Origin of the sequence: Bacillus sp. ILBB4 (assembly GCF_035064545.1) — a bacterium.
GTDB lineage: Bacteria > Bacillota > Bacilli > Bacillales > Bacillaceae_H > Priestia.
On the sequence record NZ_JAIQVD010000001.1, the window covers coordinates 757,969 to 782,894 of the forward strand.

Sequence of the window (24,926 nt, forward strand, 5' to 3'; positions counted from 1 at the left end):
TCATCCTTTTTTCGCTAATACTGCTACTCTATGACTTGGTATATCGAGCGCTCTTGTCACGGCTTCAATAATAGATTTCTTTACCTCGATATTATCAGCTCCTTTAGCGACAACTAACACGCCTCTTACTTTTGGCTTTTCGGTTTTAACTACAACAGGCTTTTCTTGTTCTCCACTTCTCACAATGACCAGCTGTTCGTCTGTTGAGGAATCTTCAACTTTACGAGTCCCTCCTTCACGGTCCGTTTCGTTGGTCGTTTGCGATTTTGTGACGCTGTTTTTTTCATATATTTTGGATTCTGTTGCATCTAGGTTCACAATTACTTTTACCTTACTTACGCCTCTAACTTGATCCAAAATATCTTTCAATTCTTCCTCATACCGCTCTTCATAACCTGTCATCGTTGTTGTCTTTTTGGAGCTAAAAGCGGGAACATCCTGTGATACCGGTGGTGCGCTGGTTTCTTTGCTTGCACTCTTTAATAATCCGCTTGAATTCATAGATGTTGTGAGTGAGTTGCTAAATACCATAAAGATAACGCCTGCAGCTAGTAAAATGCCTATATACATTAACTTTGAAGGTTTCTTCGTAGTTGATGACTGTTTAAGTGAAAAGAACCGCTGAAAAAATGATGGGTCACCTTTTTCTGGCTTTTGACTCATTTCGTGTCTCCCTCCTCCATATTCACAACAACTTGGCCTTGTTTTACATCCCATTTTGCTGCTAAATAGTTGGATAATTTCTTGGATTCTGTTGGTTTGTTTGTTTCGATCGGTGTGGAGGTATCAATAGAAATAACTTTCACAGCTGAAACAACCTCGGAATCATCCGATGCTTTTTTACTTACGGCAACTGAAATGGATTTAATATTGTCAGCGGTAGGTTCGTCGTTCGGCTTTTTTGTTTCAATGTGAATTCGATCAATTGCTACACCATACTGATCCATCAACTCCTCTTTTACATCTGCCTCCATTTGGACAGCCATTTGTTCTAAAATATATGCACGTTGTGAAGCTTGTATTTCTTTTTTCTGATTTTCTATTGAATTTTCTACCTGCTGATCAGATCGAATAGATGATAAGCTAAGTGATTTCAGCATTTGATTAACATCCACTTTAAAAATTTGAAAAACGGGTGTAATAATGATCAGCATTAAAAGAAGTCCAACCACCAGCTTTGTATATTTTTGAAAACTAGAATTGGGCAACAGTAAATTAATAATGGTAGCTAATAAGATAAAAAGAACGATATTAGTAATCCACGTCGTTAAGGCCTGCAATTTCTTCACCTCACCATCATTGTGACGTTGCTCGCTGTAATGATGACCGTTAAACATAAGAAAAACATAAGCGAGACAACCGCAAGCGCCGCGAAAATATAGATGACGCTTTTGCTGATAATGCTCAAGCAGGAAATAACTGGTCCTCCTCCAATAGGTTGAAGAAGAGCTGCTGCTAGCTTATAGATAAAAGCGAGCGTTAACACTTTAATAGCCGGAAACGCGACGATTAACAGTAAGACTGCTACTCCAGCAATCCCTACTGAATTCTTTAATAGAAGCGAGGCACTGATGACTGTATCAGCCGCATCTGTGAATACACGTCCTACAACAGGTATAAAGTTCCCTGTAACAAACTTTGCCGTTCGAATTGTAATACCGTCGGCAACAGCTGAGGTGGCCCCTTGAACGGACAGCACTCCTAAAAAAACAGTTAGGAATATTCCGAGCACACCAATGCTTATATTTCTCAACAACTGAGCAAGCTGTGTAACCTTATGCTCATCTGAAATCGTACTCACAATGCTAAGCAGTGCTGAAAGAAAAAGCAGCGGCATCACTACGTATTGAATAAGCAAACCGCTTGTGTTCATTAAAAACAAAATCATCGGATGAAAAAAGGCTGCCGATACAACTCCTCCTGATGATGCCATTAAGGCAAGCAGCAGCGGCACCAGAGCTAAAATGAATTTGGTCATGGTCTCAATCGCTCCCGTTGCATAAGAGATAGCAATTTGAAAACTATTAAGAGCAATGATAATCAAAACCATATATACAAGCGCATACGCTACTTTACTTACGGTTTGCTGATTAAACGCACTTTGGAGCGTTTGCAAAAACACGCTAAAAACCGTTAGCATAATGAGCGTACCGAGGAGCTTTCCATTTGCTAATACTTCGTGAAATAAAAACTTTACAAGACCTCCTAGCCATTCTTTAAGAGAGAACTCTTTTTCTCCTTTTAAAAAATCGACTAAACTTCCCTTCTGACTCTCGGGTAAAAAGCCGCCGTATTGGGTAATAATATCGTCCCAAAACTGTTTGACTTCATCGATACCGAGCTTATCAATTTGTTCATTGACAAGTTCTTGCTGCTTCGGGGGTTCGGAAGCTTGTACATTTTCTGGAAAGAAAAAAAAGAGGAACAAAAGAAGAGCGAGTATATTCACTTTAAACGTCCACCGCTTCATTTCGTCACCTCATATTAAGTAAAATTAATTGGGCAGCATTGAAATAATTGTTTCAATAATGACCGTTAAAATAGGAATTGCCATGGAGAGAATCAGAACTTTTCCACCTAGTTCAATTTTAGAAGCAATGGCACCTTGCCCTGCATCTTTCGTAATTTGAGCACCAAATTCGGCGATATAGGCGATACCAATAATTTTCAAAATGGTTTCCACATAAATCATGTTAACGTGAGCATTAATCGACAGCCGCTCGACCATCTTAATAATCTCGTAGATTTGATCAATTAAAAAAAGAAAGATCACGGATCCCACGAATACAACAAGTAAAAAAGCAATAGGTGATTTATGTTCTTTTAAAATAAGAGCCAAAAACGTAGCTACTAATCCTAAGCCCACAATTTGAAGCATTTCAATGGCAACTCACCCCTCTACCCTTGAAATAAAAAAACCGATTTAATTTTTTGAAATAAGTCCTCTACAATCGAAGCAACCATAAATAAAATATAAATAAAACCGATGAGGGTAACCCAGTTCGCGTAATCTTTTTTTCCCATCTGTTCGAGTACGGTAACTAAAAAAGCTACGACGATACCAATCCCAGCAATCTGAAAAATGGTGTTCATATCAATTCCCACATTCAATCCTCCTCCATCGCTACATCAATAGAATGACCAGTAGCAACCCAGATAGAAAGCCTAAACTTTTAACCATTTTTTCATAGCGATTCTGCTTATCAACTGCATCTTGTTCTTCGCGTTCAAGATGATTCAGCGTCAGTAAGATATGCTTTTGCTGCGAATAACGATCATGCTGACCAAGCGTTTCACCAAATTGTTTTAAGATTTCTAGTTCTCCCGTTTTAAGTGCAGTTTGTTTCCAAAATTGGTCCAACGTCTTTTCCCAAGCTTCCTTGACACTTTCAGTACCTTCTTTTAATTTCATTGAAAACTCATTAAATAAAGAGGCCAAAGGATTAGGAAGCTGTAGAGATAACAAATGGGCAACTTCTTGAAGAGGCCGATTGCTGTACATAATTTCCGCTTCTAACGACCGCAGAGCCGTTTTTAATTGCCTGAGCTGCCTAGGTCTTGCACTAAGCTGCTTTGCAAACTCAAATCCTGTGTAAGTGGAAGCAAATAAGATAAAGATGGCACCAAACAGTTTCATACACCATCACCCTTTACTATTTTCAATAAGCGACTTTTCAGCGGACGTTTTCATGGAATTATAGTGCTCATCGTAGATAGCCTGAAGTGTTCCAGGACCTCGGCTGTTCGATAGCACAACATACCTTTTGAATACGTGAAGTTTCATTAAAGCTTGCAAAGTGGGACGCTTCATTAAATCGTCAATGTCATAGCCATGAACAGTCATAATGACACGAACGCCAGCATTACCCGCTTCAAGTACGGCCTTACAATCTTCTTCACTTCCCACTTCATCCACGATCAGCACATCGGGGCTCATGGAGCGAATCATCATCATCATACCTTCAGCTTTCGGACAGCTGTCTAATAAATCCATTCTAGATCCGAATGTATGCTGAGGAACCCCTTTAACAGCCCCAGCAATTTCTGATCGTTCATCTACAATTCCCACTTTAAACGGAGGAATCTTAGAGTGCTCTATGCCAGTACTTATTACTCTGGCTAAATCGCGAATCATGGTTGTTTTTCCTGTTTGAGGAGGTCCTATAATGACCGTACTTTGCCAATAGCGATTGTATAAAAAAGGAATAAGCTGATTCGAAATACCAATCTTTTGTTTAGCAATCCGGATATTAAAGGATGATACATCTCGAATCACACGAACCTGTCCATTTTCCGTTACAACTTTTCCCGCTAGTCCAACCCGGTGCCCGCCTTCAATGGTGACATATCCTTTTTTCAATTCTTCTTCAATCATATAAATCGAAAACTGGCTTAATTTATTTAAGATAAATAAAGCATCTTCTGCACTTGGAAGATACGATTCGAAATATGGCTGATTGTTGATTGTAAATTCGACAGGTCTTCCTACGCGCACTCGAATTTCTTCTAGTACATGAGAATGGTTTGTGACATAAAATTCAACAGTCTTTTTTAAATTAGGCGGAAAGATTGCAAGTATTTCGTTTAACATATTCATCCCCTCATATTTGAACTCACTTCAATGTATTATAAGCTTGACCATTTTATGCCTACCTTTTATTTAAAAACACCGATTAAAATGAAGAGCACTCCTACTACAATCATGATTAATTTCCCAAAAGATAATTGATCGGCTACGGACACTAAACCTATGGTAAAAGAACTCACCATTACAATCGGACCAACAAGCGCTAACATTCCATTAATCATTAACGCTTTTTTCACATCATTGTTTGTGACAATTAAAATAGCGGCAATAAACTCAATAAATGAAGAAATAAATCGAAGGCACGCCATCGTCAATACCGTACCGTTTAAATGATCCAACCACTGCTTCATAAGCCCCTCCTATATCTCTGCGTTGTTTAGTACAACCTATGCAAAATAAAGAAGAGTTAGCACAAAAAAACACACAAAAAAGGCAGAGAATGATTCTCTGCCTTTTTTGTGTGTTTGCTTGCTTACACGACCGAATTACGCGCGTGATACGTAGCTGCTATCTGTTGTGTTGATAATTAATACGTCGCCTTCATTTACGAAGAACGGAACGTTTACTGTTAAGCCAGTTTCAACAGTTGCCGGTTTTGTACCGCCAGAAGCTGTGTCACCTTTAATACCAGGTTCAGTTTCTGTTACTTTAAGCTCAACTGTGTTTGGAAGTTCAACACCTAATGTCTCACCTTGGTACATCATAATTGCTACTTCCATATTCTCTTTTAAGAATTTTAGCTCATATTCAATTGCACTTGCCGGAAGCTCTAATTGCTCATAAGACTGGTTGTCCATGAATACGTGCTGATCGCCGCTTGCATATAGATATTGCATTTTACGGTTATCAATTTGGGCTTTTCCTACTTTTTCACCTGCACGGAACGTTTTTTCTTGCACAGCTCCTGTACGAAGGTTACGTAGTTTTGAGCGAACGAATGCAGCGCCTTTACCAGGCTTTACGTGTTGGAAATCCATTACACGCCAAATACCTCCGTCTACTTCTACTGTCAAACCTGTACGAAAATCATTTACTGAAATCATGAAGAAATCCTCCTACATTTTATAAAATAATGAACTCTTTTGATGAGTGCGATAATGCCTCATTACCTTCTGCTGTGACGATCGTATCATCTTCAATACGAACGCCCCCTAAGTCTGGTATGTAAATACCTGGTTCAACGGTTACAATCATACCTGGCTGCAGTACATCTGTAGATTTCACAGAAAGTGATGGGCCTTCATGTACTTCTAACCCTACGCCGTGACCGGTCGAATGTCCAAAATACTGGCCGTATCCGTGTTCTGTAATATAATCACGCGTTAGCGCATCTGCTTCTTTACCCGTCATACCTGCTTTGATGCCGCTCATTCCGTTAAGCTGCGCTTGCAGTACGACATTATAAATTTCTTTTAGCTTATCACTTACTTCACCGACGGCAAATGTTCGTGTGATATCTGAACAGTAACCATTATAGTATGCGCCAAAATCAAGCGTTACAAGTTCGCCTTTTTCAATTACTTTGTCAGAAGCAACACCATGCGGTAAAGCTCCGCGATGCCCTGAAGCAACAATTGTATCAAAAGATGAAGATGTTGCGCCTTGTTTTCTCATAAAGAACTCCAGTTCATTAGATACTTGAAGCTCTGTTAAACCAGGACGAACAAAGGTTAAAATATGTTCATATGCTGCATCTGCTATTTTTGCAGCTTCCTTTAATATCTTAATCTCTGAGTCACTCTTTATCAAGCGTAAGTTTTCGATTGCGTGCGAGATTGGAACAAGTTCCGCGCCGATATGCTTATCAAATAATTGATGCTGTCCATATGTAACATAATTCTGTTCAAAACCAAGCTTTTTAATTCCCAATTGTTTCACTACATTCGCTACTTCTTCTACAATAGGACCCTTGTGCTGAACGATATCAAAACCTTCTGTTTGACTAGTTGCTTGTTCAACATAACGGAAATCTGTTACAAATGCCGCTTTGTCTTCAGAAATGATAACGACACCAGCAGATCCAGTGAAATTGGTCATATAGCGTCTGTTATATTCACTTGTAATTACAACACCGTCCACATTCAACTTTGAAAACTGTTCGCGTAGTTTTTCGATTTTCATTTTATTTCCCCCTTAATTGTAAAAGTGCCTGCAGGGCAAGCTCGTATCCGTATAAACCTAGCCCGACAATTTGACCATGTGTAACAGGTGCCGTCACCGAATGGTGGCGAAACTCTTCACGCTTATGTACGTTCGAAATATGCACTTCAATAACAGGAACAGATATACTAGCAATCGCATCTCGAATGGCATAACTGTAGTGAGTAAAAGCACCAGGATTGATCATAATCCCATCAAATTTCTCATCCGCTTCATGAATCCAGTCGATAATTACACCTTCGTGATTAGACTGTACGCACTCAACTTCTACCCCATGGTCTCTGCCTGCTCGCTGAAGCTTCTCTTCAAGATTTTGAAGATTATCTGTCCCATATACCGCTGGTTCGCGTACGCCTAAACGATTTAAATTAGGACCGTTTATTACTAAAATCTTATTCATCTTAATTCAACACTCTCCCCTACTACGAACCCTTTATGCAGCTCACTTATGTGAATTTGCACTTTATTTTTCTTTTTAAATCATTATATAGAATATATTAGCATACGTTGGAACATTCACACTACTTATTCGCCGTTTGAAAATCTGTAGATTCATCTTTTGTTTGAAGCTCTGCAGCTTCAAAAGAAATGGAATATCCGATGAATACACCATATAAAATATAAATACAGAGGGATGAAATAATCGTGTTAGCTGGAAGCTCTCCAATTGTTTTTAAGTTGGGAAAGAGCGGATTCAAAACAACGAATACAATTGCCCACCATAATAAGCCGTAAGCAAAACCTATCCAAATTGTTTTAAACTTCTTTAATAGGACGTAGTATAACAACCCGACAACAATAGATAATACCCCTATAAGAAAAACACTGACGATAACACCTATTCCTTTATCCTTCCAATCACCTAATGCCCATGGATCTAAAAGCATATTTGGATTGATAACACTAAAGCTGAACAGATAATTTAAATAGCCAATAAAGCTCCAGAAAATCCCTCCAAAAAAGGAAATAAAGATGGCTTTAAATAAAAAAGACATTTCCTGTTTATGCGTAGGGTGGTTATCCTGTTTTTTTTCATGCTGTTCTTTAGGTTCTGACATATTAATCACCTCTTGATGTAGTATGAACTTTTTTCTCATTTCCTACTGACTCATTTCTAAGTTTTTACGTTTATTACTCTTCCTATACGCAAGAAGGGAGCCTGATATCAAAGAGACATTTTAAAACTACTTCGCACAGAGTTTCATAAACAAATTTTATAAGTGAAAGGAAAAAAATTCATAACAAGGGTGTGGAGATGAAAAATATTGGCTAAACTAGATAACATGCATCCGCCTAGAGGTTTATTTGATTTTGCTGTAGAATATAAAACACTAAGAAGTCTAGTCTAGTTAAGTTAGGTTGGTGCCTGAAATGTCTAAATTACAAAAACCTGCGTATGGTGGTCAAGCCGTTATAGAAGGTGTCATGTTCGGTGGCAAACGTATGATGGTGACGGCTATTCGCCGCAAAGATCAATCTATTGATTATTTTCATTCAAAAAGAAAATCAAATTCCGTACTCACTGCTTTAAAAAAAATTCCTTTTTTACGAGGAATTGCTGCTATTGTTGAAGCCAGTGCAAACGGTACGCAGCACTTGAACTTTTCCTCTGAACGCTATGACGTGAATCCAGAAGATGATGCTCAAGTAGCAGAAGAACAACAAAAAGAGAAAAAAGAATCAAAACTATCTTTAATATTTGGCGTTGCAACTATTGGTGTAATATCCTTTCTTTTCGGGAAAGTACTATTTACATTGATTCCTGTGTTTTTAGCACAGTTGACACGTCCTGTTTTCACTTCAAGTGTAGCTCAGGTTTTTATTGAAGGAGTATTTAAACTATTATTGCTCCTTGGCTATATTTATGTGATTTCACAAACGCCACTTATTAAACGGGTGTTTCAATATCATGGAGCAGAACACAAGGTCATTAATGCATATGAAAACAATGCTGAACTTACGGTAGAAGCCGTGCAAGCACAATCTCGACTTCATTATCGCTGCGGAAGTAGCTTTATCCTCTTTACCGTAGTTGTAGGAATGTTTGTCTACCTACTCGTTCCAACGGATCCTCTTTGGTTACGAATTGTGGATCGCCTTGCATTAATTCCAGTTGTCCTTGGTTTATCATTTGAAGTGTTACAGTTAACCAATAAAGTTCGTCATGTCCCTCTTCTTCGCTTTTTAGGTTATCCCGGTTTATGGCTTCAGCTTTTAACAACCAAAGAACCAAAAGATGATCAAGTTGAAGTTGCGATTGCTTCATTTAAAGAACTTTTACGCGTTGAAAATGAACTTTCTTCTACCACTGACGAACAAGTTGTCTAATCCACACCGTTTTGCTTTCTTTTTTTACTATTTTAGGAGGTGAACAAAATGAGACGTCCATTCGTGAAACCACTTGTATATGGTCTAATCGGGTTAGGAGTCATTGGCTTTGCATTTACGTTGATTACAGATCCAGCTGTTTTATTACGTCAAGCAGGTTATATTTTTCTGTTTATCATTTTGTTTTACTTAGTTTATCGGTTTATTCTCCGCCCTTCTCAGACAAAAGGTCAAGATAGAGGCTATGTGCGCGCAGTAAAACAATCAAAACTGCGTCAAAAAGAAAAAGAGCGAGGAAGCAACAAAGTTGATATGCATACGTACCGAAGCTCAAATAAGCGCCCGGTATCCAAATCAACGAAACCGCTAAAGAAAAAGAAAAACAACTCACACTTGACCGTCATCGAAGGCAAAAAAGGAAAAAAGAAAAATAGAGCATTCTTTTAAAAAAACAAGGAGAAAAGCCTCCTTGTTTTTTTAATAGCACCATTTTTTCAAAAATGCCCTTGTACGCTTTTTTCCAAACGCAATCAGCTCTTCCTTCCGTTCTTCTGTGAGGGTAAATTCTGTCGCAAAAACTTGATTAACAGGTAAAAAGATAATATTTTTTTCGTGACGTTTTGAAATATGTCTTGCATCGTGCGCATCTTTCATCGTCTCAAAAAGCGCGCTGAATAAACCAACGGCATTTTTAATTTTATTCCGTTCCCTTTCTTCGTCCTTCGGGCTCAGCTTCACACCAATTACCGGTCGCTTCTTGAGACTTTTATCATCATCAAACAGAAAAATTGGAAAGTTGCTTAACACGCCCCCGTCGACTATTAAACTGCTTGGGGTAGATTTTAATTTAACCGGCTCAAAAAAATATGGAATGCTGCAGCTCATTCGAACGGCTCTTGCTACAGAAAAGCGATTTGGGTCGATTTGATATTTAGGCAAATCATCTGGAAGAACAAGCATCGTACTGTTGGTCAAATCTGACGCAATAATACGCAGCGACTGATCAGGCAAATCAGCAAATGTACGAATTCCTCTGCTCCGCAATTTCTCAGCAATCCACTTTTCAAGCCTTTCTCCTTTATACAATCCCATTTTCCAATATAAAAACAGCCACTTTGTCAAGCTTGATGGTAAAAAAGACATTCTTTGATCTAAAAAAGACGATAACTCAATTTCATTCATCATTTCAACAATTTCTTCACTTGTATAACCGGCTGCTACAAATGCACAAATAATGGAACCCGCACTCGTTCCGGCTAACCGCCGAAAGATCAAGCCTTTTTCTTCTAGAGCTTGTAACGCGCCAATCAGTGCAAGCCCTTTAATACCGCCACCTGAAAACACTCCGTCGACGTACACAGCCTCTCCTCCAAACTACCCACTCTACATTTGTAGTCGACTCAGCAACAAGTTATGATAAAAAGAAAAAAGCAGTGACGCTATTGGCCGCTGCTTTTTTCTTATAATTTTTGCTCTTCTTCATTTCGTTTTTGTACATTGCGAAGCTCTTGAATACGGTTATGATTTTCTTCAAAGTATTGAACTAAATCTCCAATTCGATCAATGGAATTCCAGCTTAAATGATGTTCAATTCCTTCTACGTCATCATAAATATTTGTCTCATCTACGCCAATGATGCGCAGCAGCTGCTCTAAAAGCTCATGGCGATAAACAAGACGTTTTCCAATCTTCTGCCCCTTAGCTGTTAAAACAAGGCCTCGATATTTTTCATAAATTAAGTACTCATCTTTGTCTAGCTTTTGAACCATCTTCGTTACAGATGAGGGGTGAACCGCCAATGCATCAGCAATATCAGACACTCGAGCGTATCCTTTATCTTCAATTAGCATATATATCTGTTCAATATAATCTTCCATACTCGGTGTAGGCATGAAATCTCCCCCAATTAATATTATGTATTGCTAATAATAAGTCATAAATGTCTGTTTCTTATAGTGATATCGTGTTCATGTTTGATAATCTATGTGAAAAAAACGTGTAAATAAAGCGATGTCATAAGATAAAACTGGATAAAAGACATTCAATTAAAATCATACTACAATGCTTATTCAAATACAAGAACCGTTCGATCCCGCTTCTTATTTATGCCCCATTTTTATACATAATAAAAGCTGACTCGTTTGAGTCAGCTTTTACTAGTCAATCATGTTCAAAATTAAAGGCCGCATTTCAGCTGTGCACCACAGTTTGTACATGTGTTGCATCCGCCCATTTCTTCTACCGTTCCTTGACGGCAAACCGGACAAGTATTACCTACTTCAGAACCGATTGTTACATCAGTTGAACGAATTTCATTAATTGTATCAACTAGCACAACGTGCGGTTTCGTTTCTTCTTTTGGCGCTTCAATTTCTTCATCAAACGTATTTTCTTCTGCTTTTAGCGTTAAGACTTGTGCATCACGGCTGCCGTCTACGTACACCGTACCGCCTTTTGCCCCGCCTTTATACAGACGCTCGTACACTTTTTGAACTTGCTCTACTGTGTAACCGCGAGGAGCGTTTACTGTTTTACTAATTGAACTGTCAATCCAGCGCTGAATCACACATTGCACGTCCGCGTGAGCTTGTGGTGCAAGTTCCATAGCTGAAATGAACCATTCAGGAAGGTTGTTTGGATCTGCTTCTGGATGCTGATCTAAATACTCTTGAACGATATCAGCTTTTACTTCAATAAATTTACCTAAACGGCCGCTTCGGAAGTATGAGAATGAGAAATAAGGTTCAAGACCCGTTGACACCCCAACCATTGTTCCAGTACTGCCTGTTGGCGCTACTGTTAATAAATGAGAGTTTCGGATACCGTTCTCTTTAATGTTTTCACGAATATCTTCAGGCATTTTTTTCATGAAGCCTGTATTTGTAAATGCTTCACGTAAAGAAGCCGTTTCAGCATCTGTTTCGCCCACTAAGAACGGGAAGCTTCCTTTTTCTTTTCCAAGCTCTACAGACGCGCGGTAAGCCGTCGTTGCAATTGTTTCAAACACTTTATCTACTAACTCATTGCCTTTGTCTGAGCCGTACTCTGTTTCACAATAAATAAGAAGATCGTGAAGACCCATTACACCAAGGCCAACGCGGCGTTCGCCAAGAGCTTGCTTTTGGTTTTCTTCTAAGAAATAAGGAGTTGCATCAATAACGTTATCTTGCATTCTAACGCCCGTTTCAACCGTTTGACGTAACTTTTCAAAGTTAACAGTTTTCGTTTCTTTATCTGCCATTTGCGCTAAGTTAACAGCAGCTAAGTTGCAGACAGAGAATGGTGCAAGTGGTTGTTCCAAATTTGTTATCGTAAAGGCTTTTTATCCTCTACCTCTTACGCTTCATATTTACGTAAGTTCAGCATACGTTTTCGTTACAATTATTCAGCCATTTCTTTCAAATACTCTTTCGGAGCTTTAAAATTGTAACGTTGCGGCCTCGTGGAAGCATTATAGTCTGTTATACAGGATCAGCTTCTATGCGTTGCCCCTGACTAAACCTTTACGTTTAGCCTTCGGTTCAGATTCCCATCTCAGGGTTCCTGCTTTATTCCGCAATGTTTTACATGAGGCAAACTATTCACCACATGGATTTGTTGCAACAACGTGCTGACCATATGCTTGAGCATTTGTCATATCATTAGCATTGTCAAAGAAGAAAATGCCTGGTTCAGCTGAGTACGTTGCACAAATATTAATTAAGTTCCATAGCTCTTTCGCACGGATAGTACGGTACGTACGAACTTTGTTTCCTTGTTTTGCCCATTCGCGCACATCGCCTACTTCGTGCCAGTTTTCATTGTAGTTAGCCATTTCTTCTTTTGAATAGCTTTCTACGTCTGGGAAGCGAAGTTCATATTCACCGTCGTTTTCAACAGCATCCATAAAATCTTTTGTTAAGCATACAGAAATGTTTGCTCCTGTTAAAAACTCTGAGTTATGAACGCTGTACGTTCCGCCTGTTTGCAGCTTTTCTTCTGCATCTTTAATGATTTTTTCACTGAACCCACCAAGACCAGGAATTTGTTTATAGTTAATGATTCCTTGGTACATCGCTTCTTCAGACTCTGTTAGCGGCGTGAACTTCAATTTATCTTGTGCATGCTTTTTAATCATTTCGTCATTTGTGTTTTCAATTAAGAAACGTAAAATGCGAGGATTTTGCATTTTAGAAATGATAAACTCTACAATATCAGGATGCCAGTCGGCAAGCATGATCATTTGAGCCCCACGACGTGACCCACCTTGCTCAACAAGATGCGTCAGTTTAGCAATATCATCTAACCATGAAACCGAACCAGATGATTTGCCGTTTACACCGCGAGCCAGCGTGTTGCGCGGGCGAAGAGTTGAACCATTCGTTCCAACACCGCCTCCGCGGCTCATGATTTCCATTACTTGTTTGCGGTGTTCTGAAATACCTTCACGTGAATCTTTTACATAAGGCATTACATAACAGTTGAAGTACGTTACGTCTGTGTCAGCACCTGCACCGTAAAGAACGCGGCCAGCTGGTACAAAGTTTAGCTGAACAAGCTCTTGATAGAACTTTTCAAACCACTCTTTACGCTTTTCTTCTGTTTTTTCCACAGAAGCTAAGCCTGTTGCATTACGTTTTGCAATTTGCTCGTAGAAGACCTCTAGAGGCTTTTCAATGACATCCAGCGAACGAGTGATTAACCCGTTTTCTGCTTCTTCGGGCGATAAAGCACCTCTAAACTCATCTTCTACCTTGACAACAGCGGTCTTTTGCTCAAAATTAATGCTTTCCACATAGCCAAGTCCTCGTGCTGGAAATTTTGGATCTTCTTTTACAGTTAGAACAACAAAATCTCCTCCTGATAACGTTAATTTTTCCGTATCTTTAAAAGCATAGCGGTCTAACATTACCAATCTTGAAACACCTTTATGAGTCAACTTCATATCCGGTGTAATCGGATGTACTTGCGGAAAGCGTTCAATATCTGAATTGAGCTTTTCAACATTCATATTCACTTTTTGATTTAACAAAACAGTCATTCTCACAACTCCTTACCTATCGAACATCTATAAATTTATTAACTCTTTTTCCTTTTAAAGGAAAAAGAGTTTTTCAATCAACTATCAATAACTTACCACAGGGCTTGGACGAATTCAATATATAGTATTTGACACTTATCCAAACATCTACATATAGAAAGGTGTCAAGTGAAATATTTTTTTTTTCGTAAAAAAAGTGTTTGACTTTTCTTCCCTATGTATTCTATCAGCCAAGAATTATTTCTAAAAATTCCAATAAAAAGTGCAACTTATAAGAAGTTGCACTTTTATCTATTTCCCATCGGCATCCGTTTAGCGCTTAAAGTTCCATTCATCCGATCCGTACTTTGTGCGCGCTAGTTCTTCTACGTATGCTTCCTCTTCTTCAGACAGTGTATACGGTTCTAAATCGATATCAAGAGCCGAAGCAAATCCTTTATAAAACGCTTCTTTTGCTTCTTCAATAGAGATTTTGCGGCCAGCAATTGCATTGATGGCTACCGCTTTAGAACGGAATGCGCGCTGCATTCTTTCTTTCACGCGATCATTTGGATAATTAAACACGCTGAATAATTTATCTTCATCAATCTCTAACAGAATAGAGCCGTGCTGTAGAATAACTCCTTTTTGTCTGGTTTGGGCACTTCCAGCAATTTTGCGGCCCTCTACAACTAGTTCATACCAAGAAGGAGCATCAAAACATACGGACGAACGAGGGTTTTTTAAGCTATTTTTTTCTTCTTCTGAACGAGGAATAGCAAAATAAGCCTCGAGCCCTAACGAACGAAATCCTTCCAGTAAACCTTCAGAGATTACGCGATATGCTTCTGTAACTGTCTTAGGCATGTTAGGATACTCTTCAGATACAATTACGCTGTAAGTAAGCTCTTCATCGTGAAGCACGCCCCTGCCGCCCGTTGGACGTCTTACAAAGCCTAGTCCTAATTCTTTTACTTTATCAAAGTTAATTTCTTTTTCAGCTTTTTGAAAATAACCGATTGACAGCGTTGGAGGGTTCCATCCGTAAAAACGAATCGTAGGTGGAATTTCTCCTTTACTATGCCATTCTAATAACGCTTCATCTAACGCCATATTGTAATAAGGCGAACGGTTGTTGGAATCAATAAATCTCCACTTTGCTTTCATCTACCTCATCCTCAGCTATATGTAATATAAAAAATAAATCCGTTTTTTAGTCTACCAAAAGATTGAGCTAAGGAAAAGCAAAGAGCAACATAAAACTGTGAATTCAAATGTGGTAGTTTTTTCATTTTCGGGAAGAAATCCGCTAGATTCAAGGCAAAATCGCTTTACTTCTAATTTCATTCACTTATATAATAAGAGTATGGATTTTGTCGAAGAAAGGAAGAATCAGCATGTCAGCAATTACAGCAGTACTCATTTTACTTGGAGTAATTATCATATACTCTGTCGTTATGTTCTTTTACCAACGTCGCATTATGAAAACGTTAACTGAAGAAGAATTCCGCACCGGCTACCGCAAGGCACAGCTAGTTGATATTCGTGAACCGAATGAATTTGAAAACGGACATATTTTAGGCGCACGAAATATTCCTCTTTCACAGTTCCGTATGCGCATTAAAGAATTTCGTCCAGATCAGCCTGTCTACATCTATTGTCAAAGCGGAATGCGCACAGGACGTGCAGCACAAATGCTTCGTCGCCACGGTGTTCAAGAAATCTATGATTTAAAAGGCGGCTTCAAAATGTGGAACGGTAAAGTAAAAAAGAAAAAATAATGGTATGTATATAGAAAAACCTCGCCTTTGGGCGAGGTTTTTTGTTAGACGTTTTGAACAGCCTGTTCTTTCTGATAGCGAAGAACTGGCTTTCTCGCTGCCAGCGTTTCATCAAGGCGCTTCACAACTGTTGTATGCGGAGCTTCCTGTACGACTTCAGGCGTTTCTTCTGCTTCTTTTACAATTTGAATCATCGCATCGATAAACGCATCTAGCGTTTCTTTCGACTCCGTTTCCGTTGGTTCGATCATCATGCACTCTTCTACGATAAGCGGGAAGTAGATAGTTGGCGGATGATAGCCAAAATCAAGCAGTCGTTTCGCAATATCCAATGTGCGCACGCCCAGCTTTTTCTGACGTTTTCCTGATAAAACAAATTCGTGCTTACAGTGACGGTCAAACGGAAGCTCATAGTGTTCTGCTAAACGACGCATCATATAGTTGGCATTTAGCACAGCGTTTTCCGTCACGGCTTTTAAGCCGTCTGGACCCATTGAACGAATATACGTATAAGCGCGAACGTTGATACCGAAGTTGCCGTAAAACGGCTTTACGCGTCCAATTGACTGAGGACGGTTATAGTCAAAGTGATAGCCTTGTTCTGTTTTCACAAGCACTGGTTTAGGCAAATACGGAATTAAATCTGCTTTTACCCCTACCGGACCAGAGCCAGGACCGCCTCCTCCATGAGGGCCTGTAAACGTTTTATGAAGGTTTAAATGCACAACGTCAAACCCCATATCTCCAGGACGGGCTTTACTTAATACTGCGTTTAAATTTGCACCATCATAATAAAGCTTTCCACCTGCTGCGTGAACAATTTCAGCCATTTCTAAAATATCTTCTTCAAATAACCCTAGCGTATTTGGGTTTGTTAACATTAAAGCGGCTGTATCTTCTCCTACTACGCGGCGTAAATCCTCTAAGTCCACTAAACCATGTTCGTTTGATTTTACCGTTACCGTTTCAAATCCCGCAACTGTTGCCGAAGCCGGGTTCGTTCCGTGAGCTGAGTCTGGAACAATGACTTTTGTTCGCTGCGTCTCACCATTTGCTTCATGATAAGCACGAATCATCATAAGCCCGGTCCACTCGCCGTGAGCACCTGCTGCTGGCTGAAGTGTTACTTCATCCATTCCTGTAATTTCTGTTAAATGCTCTTGTAAATCATATAAAAGTTCGAGAGCACCTTGAACCGTTTGCTCATCTTGAAGCGGATGAATATGCGCAAACCCAGCAATGCGTGCTGCTTGTTCATTCACTTTTGGATTATATTTCATCGTACATGAACCAAGCGGATAAAACCCTGAGTCTACTCCGTGATTTCGTTTTGAAAGCGCGGTGTAATGACGCATAATATCGAGTTCTGATACTTCAGGAAGCTCAGGAGCTTTGGTACGCACATACGCTTTTCCAAGCAGTTCTTCAGCATTTACTTGCGGCACATCTAACTCTGGCAATGAATAGCCGATTCGCCCTTCTTTACTGCTTTCAAAAATAAGTGATTGATTTTGATTAAGCATGAAGATCCCCCAATTCATTTACAAGTTGGTCAATTTCCTCTTTTGTACGGAGCTCTGTAAAAGCAAGCAGCATGTGATTTTCAAGCGCTTGGTTATCACGGCTAAGATCATAACCGCCAATTATTTTTGATGCTAATAAATGATTGTTTGCTTCTGTTACCGAAACAGGAAGCTTCACGACTAATTCGTTAAAAAACGGTCCTTCAAATGCTACATTTATCCCTTTTACCTTTAACGCTTCATATGCATAATGCGTTTTTGATAAGTTTTGCAGCGCCATTTCTTTTACACCTTGCTTGCCTAAAGCTGTCATTGCAACTGATGCCGCTAAAGCATTTAACGCTTGATTTGAACAAATGTTAGACGTCGCTTTATCGCGGCGTATATGCTGTTCACGCGCTTGAAGGGTTAAAACAAACCCTCGCTTACCGTTTTCATCTACCGTTTGCCCTACTAATCGTCCTGGAATTTTCCGCATAAGCTTAGACGTAGTTGCAAAGTATCCGCAGTGCGGTCCTCCAAATTGACTTGGAATACCAAATGGCTGTGCATCTCCAATGACAATATCAGCTCCGAATTCTCCAGGGGGCGTAAGTAAACCTAATGATAAAGGATTGCTTGAAACCACAAACATGCATTTTTCTTGATGAGTAATTTCTTCAATTTCTTTTAACGGCTCGATTTGTCCGTAGAAATTTGGGTATTGGACAATAACAGCTGCCACGTCACTCCCCATCTCTTTTTCCAATGCAATCATATCTGTTACTCCGTCTGCTGCAGGGATTTCTACCACTTCAATGTATTGACCCTTCGCATACGTTTTTAACACATCTTTTGACTCAGGGTGAACAGCCGAAGAGACAAGTACTTTTTTCTTTTTTGTTTGACCCGCACTGAGCATAGCGGCTTCTGCTAAAGCAGTTCCTCCGTCATACATAGAAGAATTAGCCACGTCCATCCCCGTTAACTCACAAATCATTGTTTGAAATTCAAAGATGGCCTGAAGTTCTCCTTGAGAAATTTCTGGTTGATACGGAGTATAGGCCGTATAAAATTCCGAACGAGAAATAACATGATCAACAATAACCGGCATGTAATGATCGTAAACTCCTGCTCCTAAAAAAGAAGCATAGTCTTTTAAATGAGCATTTTTAGCAGCCATACTATTTAATTCTTTTAACAGCTGAGGCTCTGAAGCCGCTTTTTTAATATTGTATTCTCCTTGAAAACGAACGCGCTGCGGAATATCTGAAAATAAATCATCAACAGATGAAACACCAATTGCTGCTAACATTTGCTGCTGATCTTGCTCTGTCATTGGTAAATAGCGATGTAACATGTTAAATTCCTCCCCAAAGCTTACTTTGAACGTTTATAAAAAGGTGTTGAAACCACTTTTGCTTTTAAGCGTTTTTTTCGAACCTGCACTTCTACTTCCCGACCAAGCTCTGAATACTCTGCTGACAATAGCGCTAAACCGATGTTTTTCTTTAATGTCGGTGACTGTGTACCTGTTGTCACAAATCCAATTTGTTCTTCATCTGCAAATACTTCGTAACCGTGTCTTGGTATACCTTTATCAATCATTTCAATTCCTACCAGTTTACGAGGTGCCCCGCTTTCACGCTGTTCTTTTAACACTTCTTTTCCAATAAAGCTGTCTTTGTTCGTTTTTACTGCAAATCCAATTCGAGCTTCAATGGGCGTAATATCTTTTGAAAGCTCTTGGCCATATAAAGCCAAAGTAGCTTCAAAACGAAGCGTATCGCGAGCTCCTAATCCGCAAGGCAGCACACCTTCATCACTGCCTGCTTCTAAAATAGCCGTCCACAAGTGAGAGGCGTCAGCTGAAGAACAATAAATTTCAAAGCCGTCTTCCCCGGTGTACCCAGTACGTGAAACGAGAGCTTTTACATCCGCTACTTCTACATCATCAGCAAATGTAAATGGCTTTAATAAAGATAAATTTTCGTTCGTTAACGTTTGTAAAACTTTTTCTGCTACAGGACCTTGTAAAGCTAGCTGCGCAGTTTCATCAGACTGATTAACGAGCGTTACATCTCCTTGTTTGTGAGACACTAGCCACTCATAGTCTTTTTGAATATTAGCAGCGTTTACGACTAGCAAATACTCTTGATCTGCTTTTTTATAAATCAGCAAATCATCTACCGTGCCTCCGTCTTCATAACACATAGCCGTATACTGTGCTTTTCCATCTACGAGGGTAGAAACGTCATTTGTCATCGTGTGCTGAAGAAAAGCTAAGCTATCAGCTCCTGTTACAAGAATTTCTCCCATATGAGAGACATCAAAAAGGCCTGCCTTTGTACGTACAGCTTCATGCTCTTCTTTAATAGAAGAAAATTGAACGGGAAGAGCCCATCCTCCAAAATCAATTGTTTTGGCACCATATTTTTGATAGGTATCATAAAGCGGCGTTTTGTGTAATTCTGTTGTCATATTTATGTCCTCCTCTTTTTCACGTGAAACTTTTCATAACGGGGAGTTTTCAAATAGTGTGGGGATCACTACGTATCCAAACAAAAAAGGACAGAAAACCCCCTACTGTATTTAGTAGGAAGTCTCTGTCCTTTTCACCTGAAAGTTTACCTATAAACGAATAGGTTTGCCTCGTGGGTGGTCTATAAACGCATAGACACTCTCCAGAGCTGCGTCAAACAAGAGTCTTTTTGCCTGAGAGATTCACAATTTTATTGCTTGCTCCTTCGGCGCTACATTCAAGTAGTCTCTCCCCGTGTCGTCATTCGCTTCTATAAAGTTGGTAAAGTTGGGCATACTACTGAAAGATGTATCTATCTTTATTCACACAATCATTTGTAAAGTGCTAATCTATTTTCTTTTTCAAATTTTCTAAATATATTTTTATCCTACCTGATTCTTATCATTTGTTCAATAAAAATTTTTTACAAAGGAGCATTTTTATCATGAAAGTGAAATTAAACATCGATGAAACATGGGAAGCAGCCTTCTCAACTAAATTGGAGCAAGACGGCCCTTGGTCTGCATGGGATTTGTATAAACTTGCCTATGAAATAGAAGACCAAACGCTTATCTCAGAATTTGAAGGACTACAAAGCCCAAAACATCTAGCTGATTTAACGCCGCTTCCTCATCAGCTCGAAGTAGCCAAACAAGTAGTTGAAACAATGAATGGGAAAGCCATTTTAGCAGATGAAGTAGGACTGGGGAAAACGATTGAAGCAGGGTTAATTTTGAAGGAATATATGATTCGCGGACTTGTGAAAAAAGTTCTCATTTTAGTTCCAGCTTCGCTTGTTTCACAGTGGGCTATGGAATTGAATCAAAAATTTTATATTCCCGCAGTCCCTCAAAGAAAATCATATGTGTGGGATCAGTGTGACATCGTTGTGTCTTCAATTGATACAGCAAAACGTTCTCCTCATCGAGAAATTGTGCTTGAACAAGACTACGACCTCATCATCATTGATGAAGCTCATAAACTTAAAAACAACAAAACAAAAAACTATGAATTTGTGCAAAGTTTAAAAAAGAAATTTTGTCTGTTGCTAACCGCAACACCGATTCAAAATCGAATTGAAGAAATTTTTAACTTAGTCTCTCTTTTAAAGCCTGGCCATCTCGGCAATAAAGACTATTTCGAAGAATTATTTTCCGCTAAAAAACGCTCTTTGCAAAACGATGAACACTTAAAAGAGCTTGTTAACAAAGTTATGATTCGAAATCGCCGCCACGATACGGGTATCGAATGGACGAAGCGAATTGTTCAAACCATTCCTGTTGAATTCTCGCCAAAAGAACGCGAGCTGTACGATGCGATTACGTCTTTTAAAGGAAACGGACTGCACCCTTCAAGCGCTTTTTCAATTTTAACCCTGCAGCGAGAGGCCTGCAGCAGCCGTGAAGCGGTGTATATGACATTAAAAAACATGCTCGAACGTCAGGAAGATCAAAACAGCGCATTAACGGAACATATGATCACTCCGTTAATGGAACTACTTCAGCAAGTGCCGCAAAATGCAAAAGCAGAAAAAGTGCTAGAGCTCGTTCAGAAAATTGATGATAAAGTCATTATTTTTACTGAGTACAGAGCAACTCAACTTTATTTACAGTGGTATTTAAAACAGCATGGAATTACCTCTGTACCTTTTAGAGGCGGATTTAAGCGAGGTAAAAAAGACTGGATGAAGCAGCTTTTTGAAAGCCACGCGCAAGTATTTATTGCCACTGAAGCAGGCGGAGAAGGAATCAACCTTCAGTTTTGTCATCATATCATTAACTATGATCTTCCGTGGAATCCAATGCGTCTAGAACAGCGAATTGGAAGGGTCCATCGTTTAGGTCAAAAACATGATGTTCACATTTACAATTTAGCCATTCAACATACGGTCGAAGAACATATTTTAAAATTGTTATACGAAAAAATAAACCTTTTTGAACGAGTTGTTGGAGAGCTAGATGATATTTTAACAAAGCTTGATTTAAAAAATATCGAAGAGCATATTCAGGATATTTTATTTCATTCGCGGAGTGAAGGAGAAATAAAAATCAAAATGGAGAACTTGACGTCTATTATTCAATACGAAGACAGCGAGGAGGATCAGCATGCAGCAAACTGATATTCATCAATTTTTAAAGCGTTATTTTCTAGCTAATAATTGTTCTATTGTCACAGAAACATCTTCTTACCTGACGGTTCAATTAACGATTGAACTCGATAAAGAATTGATGAATCGTCCATTTTATTGGCACTATATTGAAAAGACGGGAGGAGAAGCAACTCCTGCTTCGCTCACTTTCATTACAGATCCAGCATTTGAAGACGATTCCGTTCAAGGAGAACGAATTCATTTCGGTTCACCTAGGCTGCACCAAATTTTCGCTTCTACTCAAAAACTAGGCGGGTTTATTCACTTGTATGAACAAGTTGCATCAGCTCAGCCAACAAATCAGCCTTTACACCCTTGGCTTGCATTAAATATTAAAGTCTCGTACAAATGCGATCGTAAAAAAGATGAGCTCTTGTCGCTTGGCATTAATTTAATCAATGGACAGATTATTGAATCATTTCATGAATTAATCATTAATCAAAATTTGTCATCTAAAATCTCAGACTATTGCTTTACTCTCTCACCTTTTATTAAACCTAAAAGTGCCATCGCACGACTCACATCATATGTGACTGACTATGTTAAAGCTCAGCCAACTGAATGGGCTGAAAAAGCGCAGGAGAGATGGTATGAAGACTTAGCGCTTCTTGATCATTTTTACGAAACAGCAGAAGAGCTGCCAGAAATATATATGACCGAAAAAACAGCGCTTCAAGAACTGTACGAGCCGACTATCTTGTTTAAGTTTATAAACGGTGGCTTATTTTACATATCGCCTGAAACGATGTCTCGTCAATTTAACAAAACACAAGCCGGTTAAAAAAAAGATGAGCATATGATATGCTCATCTTTCTTTTTTCTTTCGATACCACAGCATAAACGACAGCGGAATCATTCCAAACCATCTGTTTGCAAAAGGTGCTCGCTCTTCTTTTCTTTGAATTTTTTTCGTTTTCCTCTCTTCTTTTGGCTGATCCATATATTGTACAAATTGCTGAGTCATATATTTTACATAATCATTCGTTTTCATATAATCATCTCCTCAGCACTATTATATCCGGAGAGAAAGAGACTTAATCCGTCCACTTCACAATGTGCTGATCCTTTTTTTGAATATATGCCGTTTCCGTCAATGCTCTTCCTTGCAATGTTTGACACTTTATTTTTAGGATGATCATCTGTTCATCTTCACTTACTACTTCGTATGAAACCGTACCAGTTTCTAATACTAAAGATGCAGATGGAGATTTATTATGTTCTTTTATTTCTTTTTTTACATGTACAACCGCGTTTTCTAAAAGATGCTGCAGACGATTTTTCTGCTCTACTTCTTGATAAAATGAACTTTTCGTCACAAAATAAGTGGTTTGCTGAGCTACTAACAGAAGAAAAAGCGCACAAAATGCCAAAACAACTGGGAGAATAAATCCTTGCTCATTATGTTTCATGAGCAAGCATCAAAAATGTCGTAATGGTTTCTTCTCTAACTTTGTTAACACCGTCTGTTGAACGAATCAAAAGCCTTTCTTTTTGCTGTTCATACATAATATTCTTAATGTGCTGCAGCACAACTTCATGACCGCTTTCATCCACTCGTCTTCTTATTTTATCTTCGTAGCGTTCATAAGTGATGATCTGATTATTTTCCATTTTCAACGTAAGCGTAGTCGCATGAATTCCAACTTCTTTTGCTTCTCGATATTCCATAGCAAGTTGATTCACAAAAATTTCCCACTCCATTTCATTCATACTAAAATCCGGATTATATGTTTGCTTAGCTAGCGGAATGATAATGGGGAAAAATGAAACAATGATCAAAAAAAGAGTAAAACTGACTAACATCTCTACAAGCGTAAAGCCTTTTTCCCTTTTCACTTCAACATCACATCACACTTCTTTTTCATTTTCTCAGCGGAATCTGTCCATTCTACACAAAGCTTTTGAGCACTTTCTCCGTTCCACTTCAGATAAAACGCAACGTTTTCTTTTACGATTTTTTCTCGCCGTTTATATCCTGCTTCATATTTATATTTCAATAGCTCTTCGTGCAAGATAGCATCAGCTTGATACGAAACATATTGCTTCTTTTCTGCTTCCTTCATCTGAACATACAAAGGAATAATTGTACCGGTTAGGAGTAAAAGCATGCTAAATGAAACAAGCATTTCTAACAAGGTGTAGCCCTGCTGACCCTTACATCTTGTCCACATAAAAACGCCCTCTGCCTATTTGAAAAGTAACTTTATATTTAAATTTTTGATTGCTGATAAAAATGGTCTTCGCTTGAGAAATATTGCCGTTTTTGTTGTATTGTATCGTGGAATTGCCGCTTCCAAACGTGATATGAATGGTGGAGTCATAGGCGCGCTTATAAAGAACGGCACGAGAATCAGAAACAATATATTCTGTTCCCTTCGGTGCGAAGTTAATTTTAATTGGAGATTCTCGGTTCATTGCTGTTTGCTGCACATAAAACGTGTCGCTTTGCAGCTGTCGCAAAAATAATGTGATTTTGTAATATTCCACAAGCGGACGAATGGCTACAATAATGGAAAACATCATCACTTGCACAATAAATAAAACCATCAGCATCTCAATGAGGGTAAATCCTTTTTGCTTAAGAAGAACCACTAGCTGTAACCTTTCCGGTACCGTCAATTTGAATGGCTTGACCATTTGGACACACGGTGCCTTCTTTTAAGTATCCTCCTGCTTCAAGCTCTTCTAGACTTGGTTTTTCGCCATTTTCAAGTTCGTATACTTGTACCTCAGCCTCTACGGTTTTGACAAGAGCTGAGCAGCCTTTGTTGTTAATAACCGTATTATGCTTTAATACATTTGGAATCATAATGAGCAAAAGCACGGTAATAACGAGCATAACAATGAGCATTTCAATAAGGGTAAATCCTTTATCACCTTTTAGAATCATATTCTTTC

29 protein-coding genes, 2 pseudogenes and 1 riboswitch are annotated in these 24,926 nt (G+C 38.9%); of the genes and pseudogenes, 5 read left to right on the forward strand and 26 right to left on the reverse strand.

Annotated elements, in window-relative coordinates; translation table 11 throughout:
- From spoIIIAG to LAV82_RS04080, 12 genes are all read right to left on the reverse strand, one after another.
- The gene (gene spoIIIAG / locus LAV82_RS04025) at nucleotides 1-663 is read right to left on the reverse strand and encodes a stage III sporulation protein AG (protein ID WP_499715674.1); all 663 of its coding nucleotides are present in this window, start codon (nucleotides 661-663) and stop codon (nucleotides 1-3) included.
- A complete protein-coding gene (spoIIIAF, locus tag LAV82_RS04030) occupies nucleotides 660-1,280 on the reverse strand; it encodes a stage III sporulation protein AF (RefSeq protein ID WP_013059148.1) in 621 nt (206 codons plus the stop codon). Before spoIIIAF ends, spoIIIAG begins: the two co-directional genes overlap by 4 nt.
- Nucleotides 1,281-1,285: 5 nt before the next feature.
- Nucleotides 1,286-2,470 carry a stage III sporulation protein AE gene (spoIIIAE, locus tag LAV82_RS04035; protein ID WP_013059149.1) on the reverse strand — a complete coding sequence of 395 codons (1,185 nt, stop codon included), beginning with the start codon at nucleotides 2,468-2,470 and terminating at the stop codon, nucleotides 1,286-1,288.
- Nucleotides 2,471-2,494: 24 nt separating this feature from the next.
- Nucleotides 2,495-2,878 carry a stage III sporulation protein AD gene (spoIIIAD, locus tag LAV82_RS04040; protein WP_013059150.1) on the reverse strand — a complete coding sequence of 128 codons (384 nt, stop codon included), beginning with the start codon at nucleotides 2,876-2,878 and terminating at the stop codon, nucleotides 2,495-2,497.
- 20 nt (nucleotides 2,879-2,898) lie between these two features.
- Nucleotides 2,899-3,105 carry a stage III sporulation protein AC gene (spoIIIAC, locus tag LAV82_RS04045; protein WP_013059151.1) on the reverse strand — a complete coding sequence of 69 codons (207 nt, stop codon included), beginning with the start codon at nucleotides 3,103-3,105 and terminating at the stop codon, nucleotides 2,899-2,901.
- A 19-nt stretch (nucleotides 3,106-3,124) separates the two neighbouring features.
- Nucleotides 3,125-3,637: a stage III sporulation protein SpoIIIAB gene (gene spoIIIAB, locus LAV82_RS04050; protein WP_013059152.1), complete on the reverse strand. Its 513-nt coding sequence runs from the start codon at nucleotides 3,635-3,637 to the stop codon at nucleotides 3,125-3,127.
- Between the two features lie 6 nt (nucleotides 3,638-3,643).
- Nucleotides 3,644-4,591, reverse strand: a complete 948-nt coding sequence (gene spoIIIAA, locus LAV82_RS04055; protein ID WP_211077301.1) for a stage III sporulation protein AA — start codon at nucleotides 4,589-4,591, stop codon at nucleotides 3,644-3,646.
- Nucleotides 4,592-4,656: 65 nt separating this feature from the next.
- Nucleotides 4,657-4,938, reverse strand: coding sequence for a YqhV family protein (locus tag LAV82_RS04060; protein WP_013059154.1), 282 nt, complete (start codon nucleotides 4,936-4,938; stop codon nucleotides 4,657-4,659).
- 135 nt (nucleotides 4,939-5,073) lie between these two features.
- Nucleotides 5,074-5,631 (reverse strand): elongation factor P, encoded by a 558-nt coding sequence (gene efp, locus LAV82_RS04065; protein ID WP_013059155.1) that lies wholly within the window; start codon nucleotides 5,629-5,631, stop codon nucleotides 5,074-5,076.
- 19 nt (nucleotides 5,632-5,650) lie between these two features.
- A complete protein-coding gene (locus LAV82_RS04070; RefSeq protein WP_499715675.1) occupies nucleotides 5,651-6,709 on the reverse strand; it encodes a M24 family metallopeptidase in 1,059 nt (352 codons plus the stop codon).
- A 1-nt stretch (nucleotide 6,710) separates the two neighbouring features.
- Nucleotides 6,711-7,148 (reverse strand): type II 3-dehydroquinate dehydratase, encoded by a 438-nt coding sequence (aroQ, locus tag LAV82_RS04075; RefSeq protein ID WP_013059157.1) that lies wholly within the window; start codon nucleotides 7,146-7,148, stop codon nucleotides 6,711-6,713.
- A 121-nt stretch (nucleotides 7,149-7,269) separates the two neighbouring features.
- A complete protein-coding gene (locus tag LAV82_RS04080; protein ID WP_029320228.1) occupies nucleotides 7,270-7,806 on the reverse strand; it encodes a YqhR family membrane protein in 537 nt (178 codons plus the stop codon).
- Nucleotides 7,807-8,119: 313 nt separating this feature from the next.
- Between LAV82_RS04080 and LAV82_RS04085 the strand changes: the two genes are divergently transcribed.
- Nucleotides 8,120-9,076: a DUF1385 domain-containing protein gene (locus tag LAV82_RS04085; RefSeq protein WP_013085002.1), complete on the forward strand. Its 957-nt coding sequence runs from the start codon at nucleotides 8,120-8,122 to the stop codon at nucleotides 9,074-9,076.
- Nucleotides 9,077-9,124: 48 nt separating this feature from the next.
- Nucleotides 9,125-9,523 carry an SA1362 family protein gene (locus tag LAV82_RS04090; protein ID WP_013059160.1) on the forward strand — a complete coding sequence of 133 codons (399 nt, stop codon included), beginning with the start codon at nucleotides 9,125-9,127 and terminating at the stop codon, nucleotides 9,521-9,523.
- A gap of 30 nt (nucleotides 9,524-9,553) precedes the next feature.
- On the opposite strand, the gene LAV82_RS04095 is transcribed toward LAV82_RS04090, so the two are convergent.
- The 5 genes and pseudogenes from LAV82_RS04095 to LAV82_RS04115 form a co-directional block, all read right to left on the reverse strand.
- Complete coding sequence (locus LAV82_RS04095) at nucleotides 9,554-10,435, reverse strand: patatin-like phospholipase family protein (RefSeq protein ID WP_016765549.1); 882 nt, start codon at nucleotides 10,433-10,435, stop codon at nucleotides 9,554-9,556.
- A 101-nt stretch (nucleotides 10,436-10,536) separates the two neighbouring features.
- Entirely contained in the window at nucleotides 10,537-10,968 is a 432-nt protein-coding gene (gene mntR, locus LAV82_RS04100) for a transcriptional regulator MntR (protein WP_013059162.1), read from the reverse strand.
- A 284-nt stretch (nucleotides 10,969-11,252) separates the two neighbouring features.
- Nucleotides 11,253-12,374: pseudogene (locus LAV82_RS04105) on the reverse strand (ribonucleotide reductase barrel domain-containing protein); the annotation flags it as partial.
- 285 nt (nucleotides 12,375-12,659) lie between these two features.
- Nucleotides 12,660-14,096 (reverse strand): annotated as a pseudogene (locus LAV82_RS04110) (vitamin B12-dependent ribonucleotide reductase); the annotation flags it as partial.
- A gap of 312 nt (nucleotides 14,097-14,408) precedes the next feature.
- Nucleotides 14,409-15,242 (reverse strand): lipoate--protein ligase family protein, encoded by an 834-nt coding sequence (locus tag LAV82_RS04115; RefSeq protein WP_013085005.1) that lies wholly within the window; start codon nucleotides 15,240-15,242, stop codon nucleotides 14,409-14,411.
- 230 nt (nucleotides 15,243-15,472) lie between these two features.
- On the opposite strand from LAV82_RS04115, the gene LAV82_RS04120 reads away from it, so the two are divergent.
- Nucleotides 15,473-15,856 (forward strand): rhodanese-like domain-containing protein, encoded by a 384-nt coding sequence (locus LAV82_RS04120; RefSeq protein ID WP_013059164.1) that lies wholly within the window; start codon nucleotides 15,473-15,475, stop codon nucleotides 15,854-15,856.
- Between the two features lie 44 nt (nucleotides 15,857-15,900).
- Here the strand turns inward: LAV82_RS04120 and gcvPB are convergent, their stop codons facing one another.
- From gcvPB to gcvT, 3 genes are read right to left on the reverse strand one after another with little or no spacing between them, the layout of a single operon-like run.
- Nucleotides 15,901-17,379 carry an aminomethyl-transferring glycine dehydrogenase subunit GcvPB gene (gene gcvPB / locus LAV82_RS04125; RefSeq protein WP_499715676.1) on the reverse strand — a complete coding sequence of 493 codons (1,479 nt, stop codon included), beginning with the start codon at nucleotides 17,377-17,379 and terminating at the stop codon, nucleotides 15,901-15,903.
- Entirely contained in the window at nucleotides 17,372-18,718 is a 1,347-nt protein-coding gene (gene gcvPA / locus LAV82_RS04130) for an aminomethyl-transferring glycine dehydrogenase subunit GcvPA (RefSeq protein ID WP_211077297.1), read from the reverse strand. Before gcvPA ends, gcvPB begins: the two co-directional genes overlap by 8 nt.
- Before the next feature lie 20 nt (nucleotides 18,719-18,738).
- Entirely contained in the window at nucleotides 18,739-19,839 is a 1,101-nt protein-coding gene (gcvT, locus tag LAV82_RS04135; RefSeq protein ID WP_499715677.1) for a glycine cleavage system aminomethyltransferase GcvT, read from the reverse strand.
- 212 nt (nucleotides 19,840-20,051) lie between these two features.
- Nucleotides 20,052-20,144, reverse strand: a riboswitch (glycine riboswitch).
- A gap of 180 nt (nucleotides 20,145-20,324) precedes the next feature.
- Between gcvT and LAV82_RS04140 the strand changes: the two genes are divergently transcribed.
- Both LAV82_RS04140 and LAV82_RS04145 read left to right on the forward strand, forming a co-directional pair.
- Entirely contained in the window at nucleotides 20,325-21,998 is a 1,674-nt protein-coding gene (locus tag LAV82_RS04140; RefSeq protein WP_014458233.1) for a DEAD/DEAH box helicase, read from the forward strand.
- Nucleotides 21,985-22,809, forward strand: a complete 825-nt coding sequence (locus LAV82_RS04145; RefSeq protein ID WP_013059169.1) for a YqhG family protein — start codon at nucleotides 21,985-21,987, stop codon at nucleotides 22,807-22,809. Before LAV82_RS04140 ends, LAV82_RS04145 begins: the two co-directional genes overlap by 14 nt.
- Before the next feature lie 24 nt (nucleotides 22,810-22,833).
- Here the strand turns inward: LAV82_RS04145 and LAV82_RS04150 are convergent, their stop codons facing one another.
- Genes LAV82_RS04150 through comGC form a run of 6 tightly spaced genes read right to left on the reverse strand, consistent with a single transcriptional unit; the run spans nucleotide 22,834 to nucleotide 24,918 of the window.
- Nucleotides 22,834-23,019 carry a YqzE family protein gene (locus tag LAV82_RS04150; RefSeq protein WP_499715678.1) on the reverse strand — a complete coding sequence of 62 codons (186 nt, stop codon included), beginning with the start codon at nucleotides 23,017-23,019 and terminating at the stop codon, nucleotides 22,834-22,836.
- 43 nt (nucleotides 23,020-23,062) lie between these two features.
- Entirely contained in the window at nucleotides 23,063-23,437 is a 375-nt protein-coding gene (gene comGG / locus LAV82_RS04155) for a competence type IV pilus minor pilin ComGG (RefSeq protein WP_013059171.1), read from the reverse strand.
- Nucleotides 23,427-23,864: a competence type IV pilus minor pilin ComGF gene (gene comGF / locus LAV82_RS04160; protein WP_013059172.1), complete on the reverse strand. Its 438-nt coding sequence runs from the start codon at nucleotides 23,862-23,864 to the stop codon at nucleotides 23,427-23,429. The genes comGG and comGF overlap by 11 nt, the downstream gene beginning before the upstream one ends.
- Nucleotides 23,861-24,199, reverse strand: coding sequence for a type II secretion system protein (locus LAV82_RS04165; RefSeq protein ID WP_013059173.1), 339 nt, complete (start codon nucleotides 24,197-24,199; stop codon nucleotides 23,861-23,863). The genes comGF and LAV82_RS04165 overlap by 4 nt, the downstream gene beginning before the upstream one ends.
- Nucleotides 24,183-24,620: a competence type IV pilus minor pilin ComGD gene (gene comGD, locus LAV82_RS04170; protein ID WP_057233454.1), complete on the reverse strand. Its 438-nt coding sequence runs from the start codon at nucleotides 24,618-24,620 to the stop codon at nucleotides 24,183-24,185. Before comGD ends, LAV82_RS04165 begins: the two co-directional genes overlap by 17 nt.
- Nucleotides 24,607-24,918 carry a competence type IV pilus major pilin ComGC gene (gene comGC, locus LAV82_RS04175; protein ID WP_013059175.1) on the reverse strand — a complete coding sequence of 104 codons (312 nt, stop codon included), beginning with the start codon at nucleotides 24,916-24,918 and terminating at the stop codon, nucleotides 24,607-24,609. The genes comGD and comGC overlap by 14 nt, the downstream gene beginning before the upstream one ends.
- Nucleotides 24,919-24,926 lie beyond the last annotated feature (8 nt).

What these genes read in the sequence shown, in the direction of transcription:
- LAV82_RS04085 (WP_013085002.1), top strand. Translation starts at nt 8,120, where the DNA reads ATGTCTAAATTACAAAAACCTGCGTATGGTGGTCAAGCCGTTATAGAA.
- spoIIIAB (WP_013059152.1), bottom strand. Translation starts at nt 3,637, where the DNA reads ATGAAACTGTTTGGTGCCATCTTTATCTTATTTGCTTCCACTTACACA.
- LAV82_RS04115 (WP_013085005.1), bottom strand. Translation starts at nt 15,242, where the DNA reads ATGAAAGCAAAGTGGAGATTTATTGATTCCAACAACCGTTCGCCTTAT.
- LAV82_RS04070 (WP_499715675.1), bottom strand. Translation starts at nt 6,709, where the DNA reads ATGAAAATCGAAAAACTACGCGAACAGTTTTCAAAGTTGAATGTGGAC.
- LAV82_RS04080 (WP_029320228.1), bottom strand. Translation starts at nt 7,806, where the DNA reads ATGTCAGAACCTAAAGAACAGCATGAAAAAAAACAGGATAACCACCCT.
- comGG (WP_013059171.1), bottom strand. Translation starts at nt 23,437, where the DNA reads ATGAAACATAATGAGCAAGGATTTATTCTCCCAGTTGTTTTGGCATTT.
- gcvPB (WP_499715676.1), bottom strand. Translation starts at nt 17,379, where the DNA reads ATGCTTAATCAAAATCAATCACTTATTTTTGAAAGCAGTAAAGAAGGG.
- LAV82_RS04090 (WP_013059160.1), top strand. Translation starts at nt 9,125, where the DNA reads ATGAGACGTCCATTCGTGAAACCACTTGTATATGGTCTAATCGGGTTA.
- comGC (WP_013059175.1), bottom strand. Translation starts at nt 24,918, where the DNA reads ATGATTCTAAAAGGTGATAAAGGATTTACCCTTATTGAAATGCTCATT.
- LAV82_RS04165 (WP_013059173.1), bottom strand. Translation starts at nt 24,199, where the DNA reads ATGTGGACAAGATGTAAGGGTCAGCAGGGCTACACCTTGTTAGAAATG.
- spoIIIAE (WP_013059149.1), bottom strand. Translation starts at nt 2,470, where the DNA reads ATGAAGCGGTGGACGTTTAAAGTGAATATACTCGCTCTTCTTTTGTTC.
- spoIIIAG (WP_499715674.1), bottom strand. Translation starts at nt 663, where the DNA reads ATGAGTCAAAAGCCAGAAAAAGGTGACCCATCATTTTTTCAGCGGTTC.
- efp (WP_013059155.1), bottom strand. Translation starts at nt 5,631, where the DNA reads ATGATTTCAGTAAATGATTTTCGTACAGGTTTGACAGTAGAAGTAGAC.
- LAV82_RS04145 (WP_013059169.1), top strand. Translation starts at nt 21,985, where the DNA reads ATGCAGCAAACTGATATTCATCAATTTTTAAAGCGTTATTTTCTAGCT.
- LAV82_RS04150 (WP_499715678.1), bottom strand. Translation starts at nt 23,019, where the DNA reads ATGAAAACGAATGATTATGTAAAATATATGACTCAGCAATTTGTACAA.
- LAV82_RS04060 (WP_013059154.1), bottom strand. Translation starts at nt 4,938, where the DNA reads ATGAAGCAGTGGTTGGATCATTTAAACGGTACGGTATTGACGATGGCG.
- LAV82_RS04120 (WP_013059164.1), top strand. Translation starts at nt 15,473, where the DNA reads ATGTCAGCAATTACAGCAGTACTCATTTTACTTGGAGTAATTATCATA.
- gcvT (WP_499715677.1), bottom strand. Translation starts at nt 19,839, where the DNA reads ATGACAACAGAATTACACAAAACGCCGCTTTATGATACCTATCAAAAA.
- aroQ (WP_013059157.1), bottom strand. Translation starts at nt 7,148, where the DNA reads ATGAATAAGATTTTAGTAATAAACGGTCCTAATTTAAATCGTTTAGGC.
- mntR (WP_013059162.1), bottom strand. Translation starts at nt 10,968, where the DNA reads ATGCCTACACCGAGTATGGAAGATTATATTGAACAGATATATATGCTA.
- gcvPA (WP_211077297.1), bottom strand. Translation starts at nt 18,718, where the DNA reads ATGTTACATCGCTATTTACCAATGACAGAGCAAGATCAGCAGCAAATG.
- spoIIIAD (WP_013059150.1), bottom strand. Translation starts at nt 2,878, where the DNA reads ATGCTTCAAATTGTGGGCTTAGGATTAGTAGCTACGTTTTTGGCTCTT.
- spoIIIAA (WP_211077301.1), bottom strand. Translation starts at nt 4,591, where the DNA reads ATGTTAAACGAAATACTTGCAATCTTTCCGCCTAATTTAAAAAAGACT.
- LAV82_RS04140 (WP_014458233.1), top strand. Translation starts at nt 20,325, where the DNA reads ATGAAAGTGAAATTAAACATCGATGAAACATGGGAAGCAGCCTTCTCA.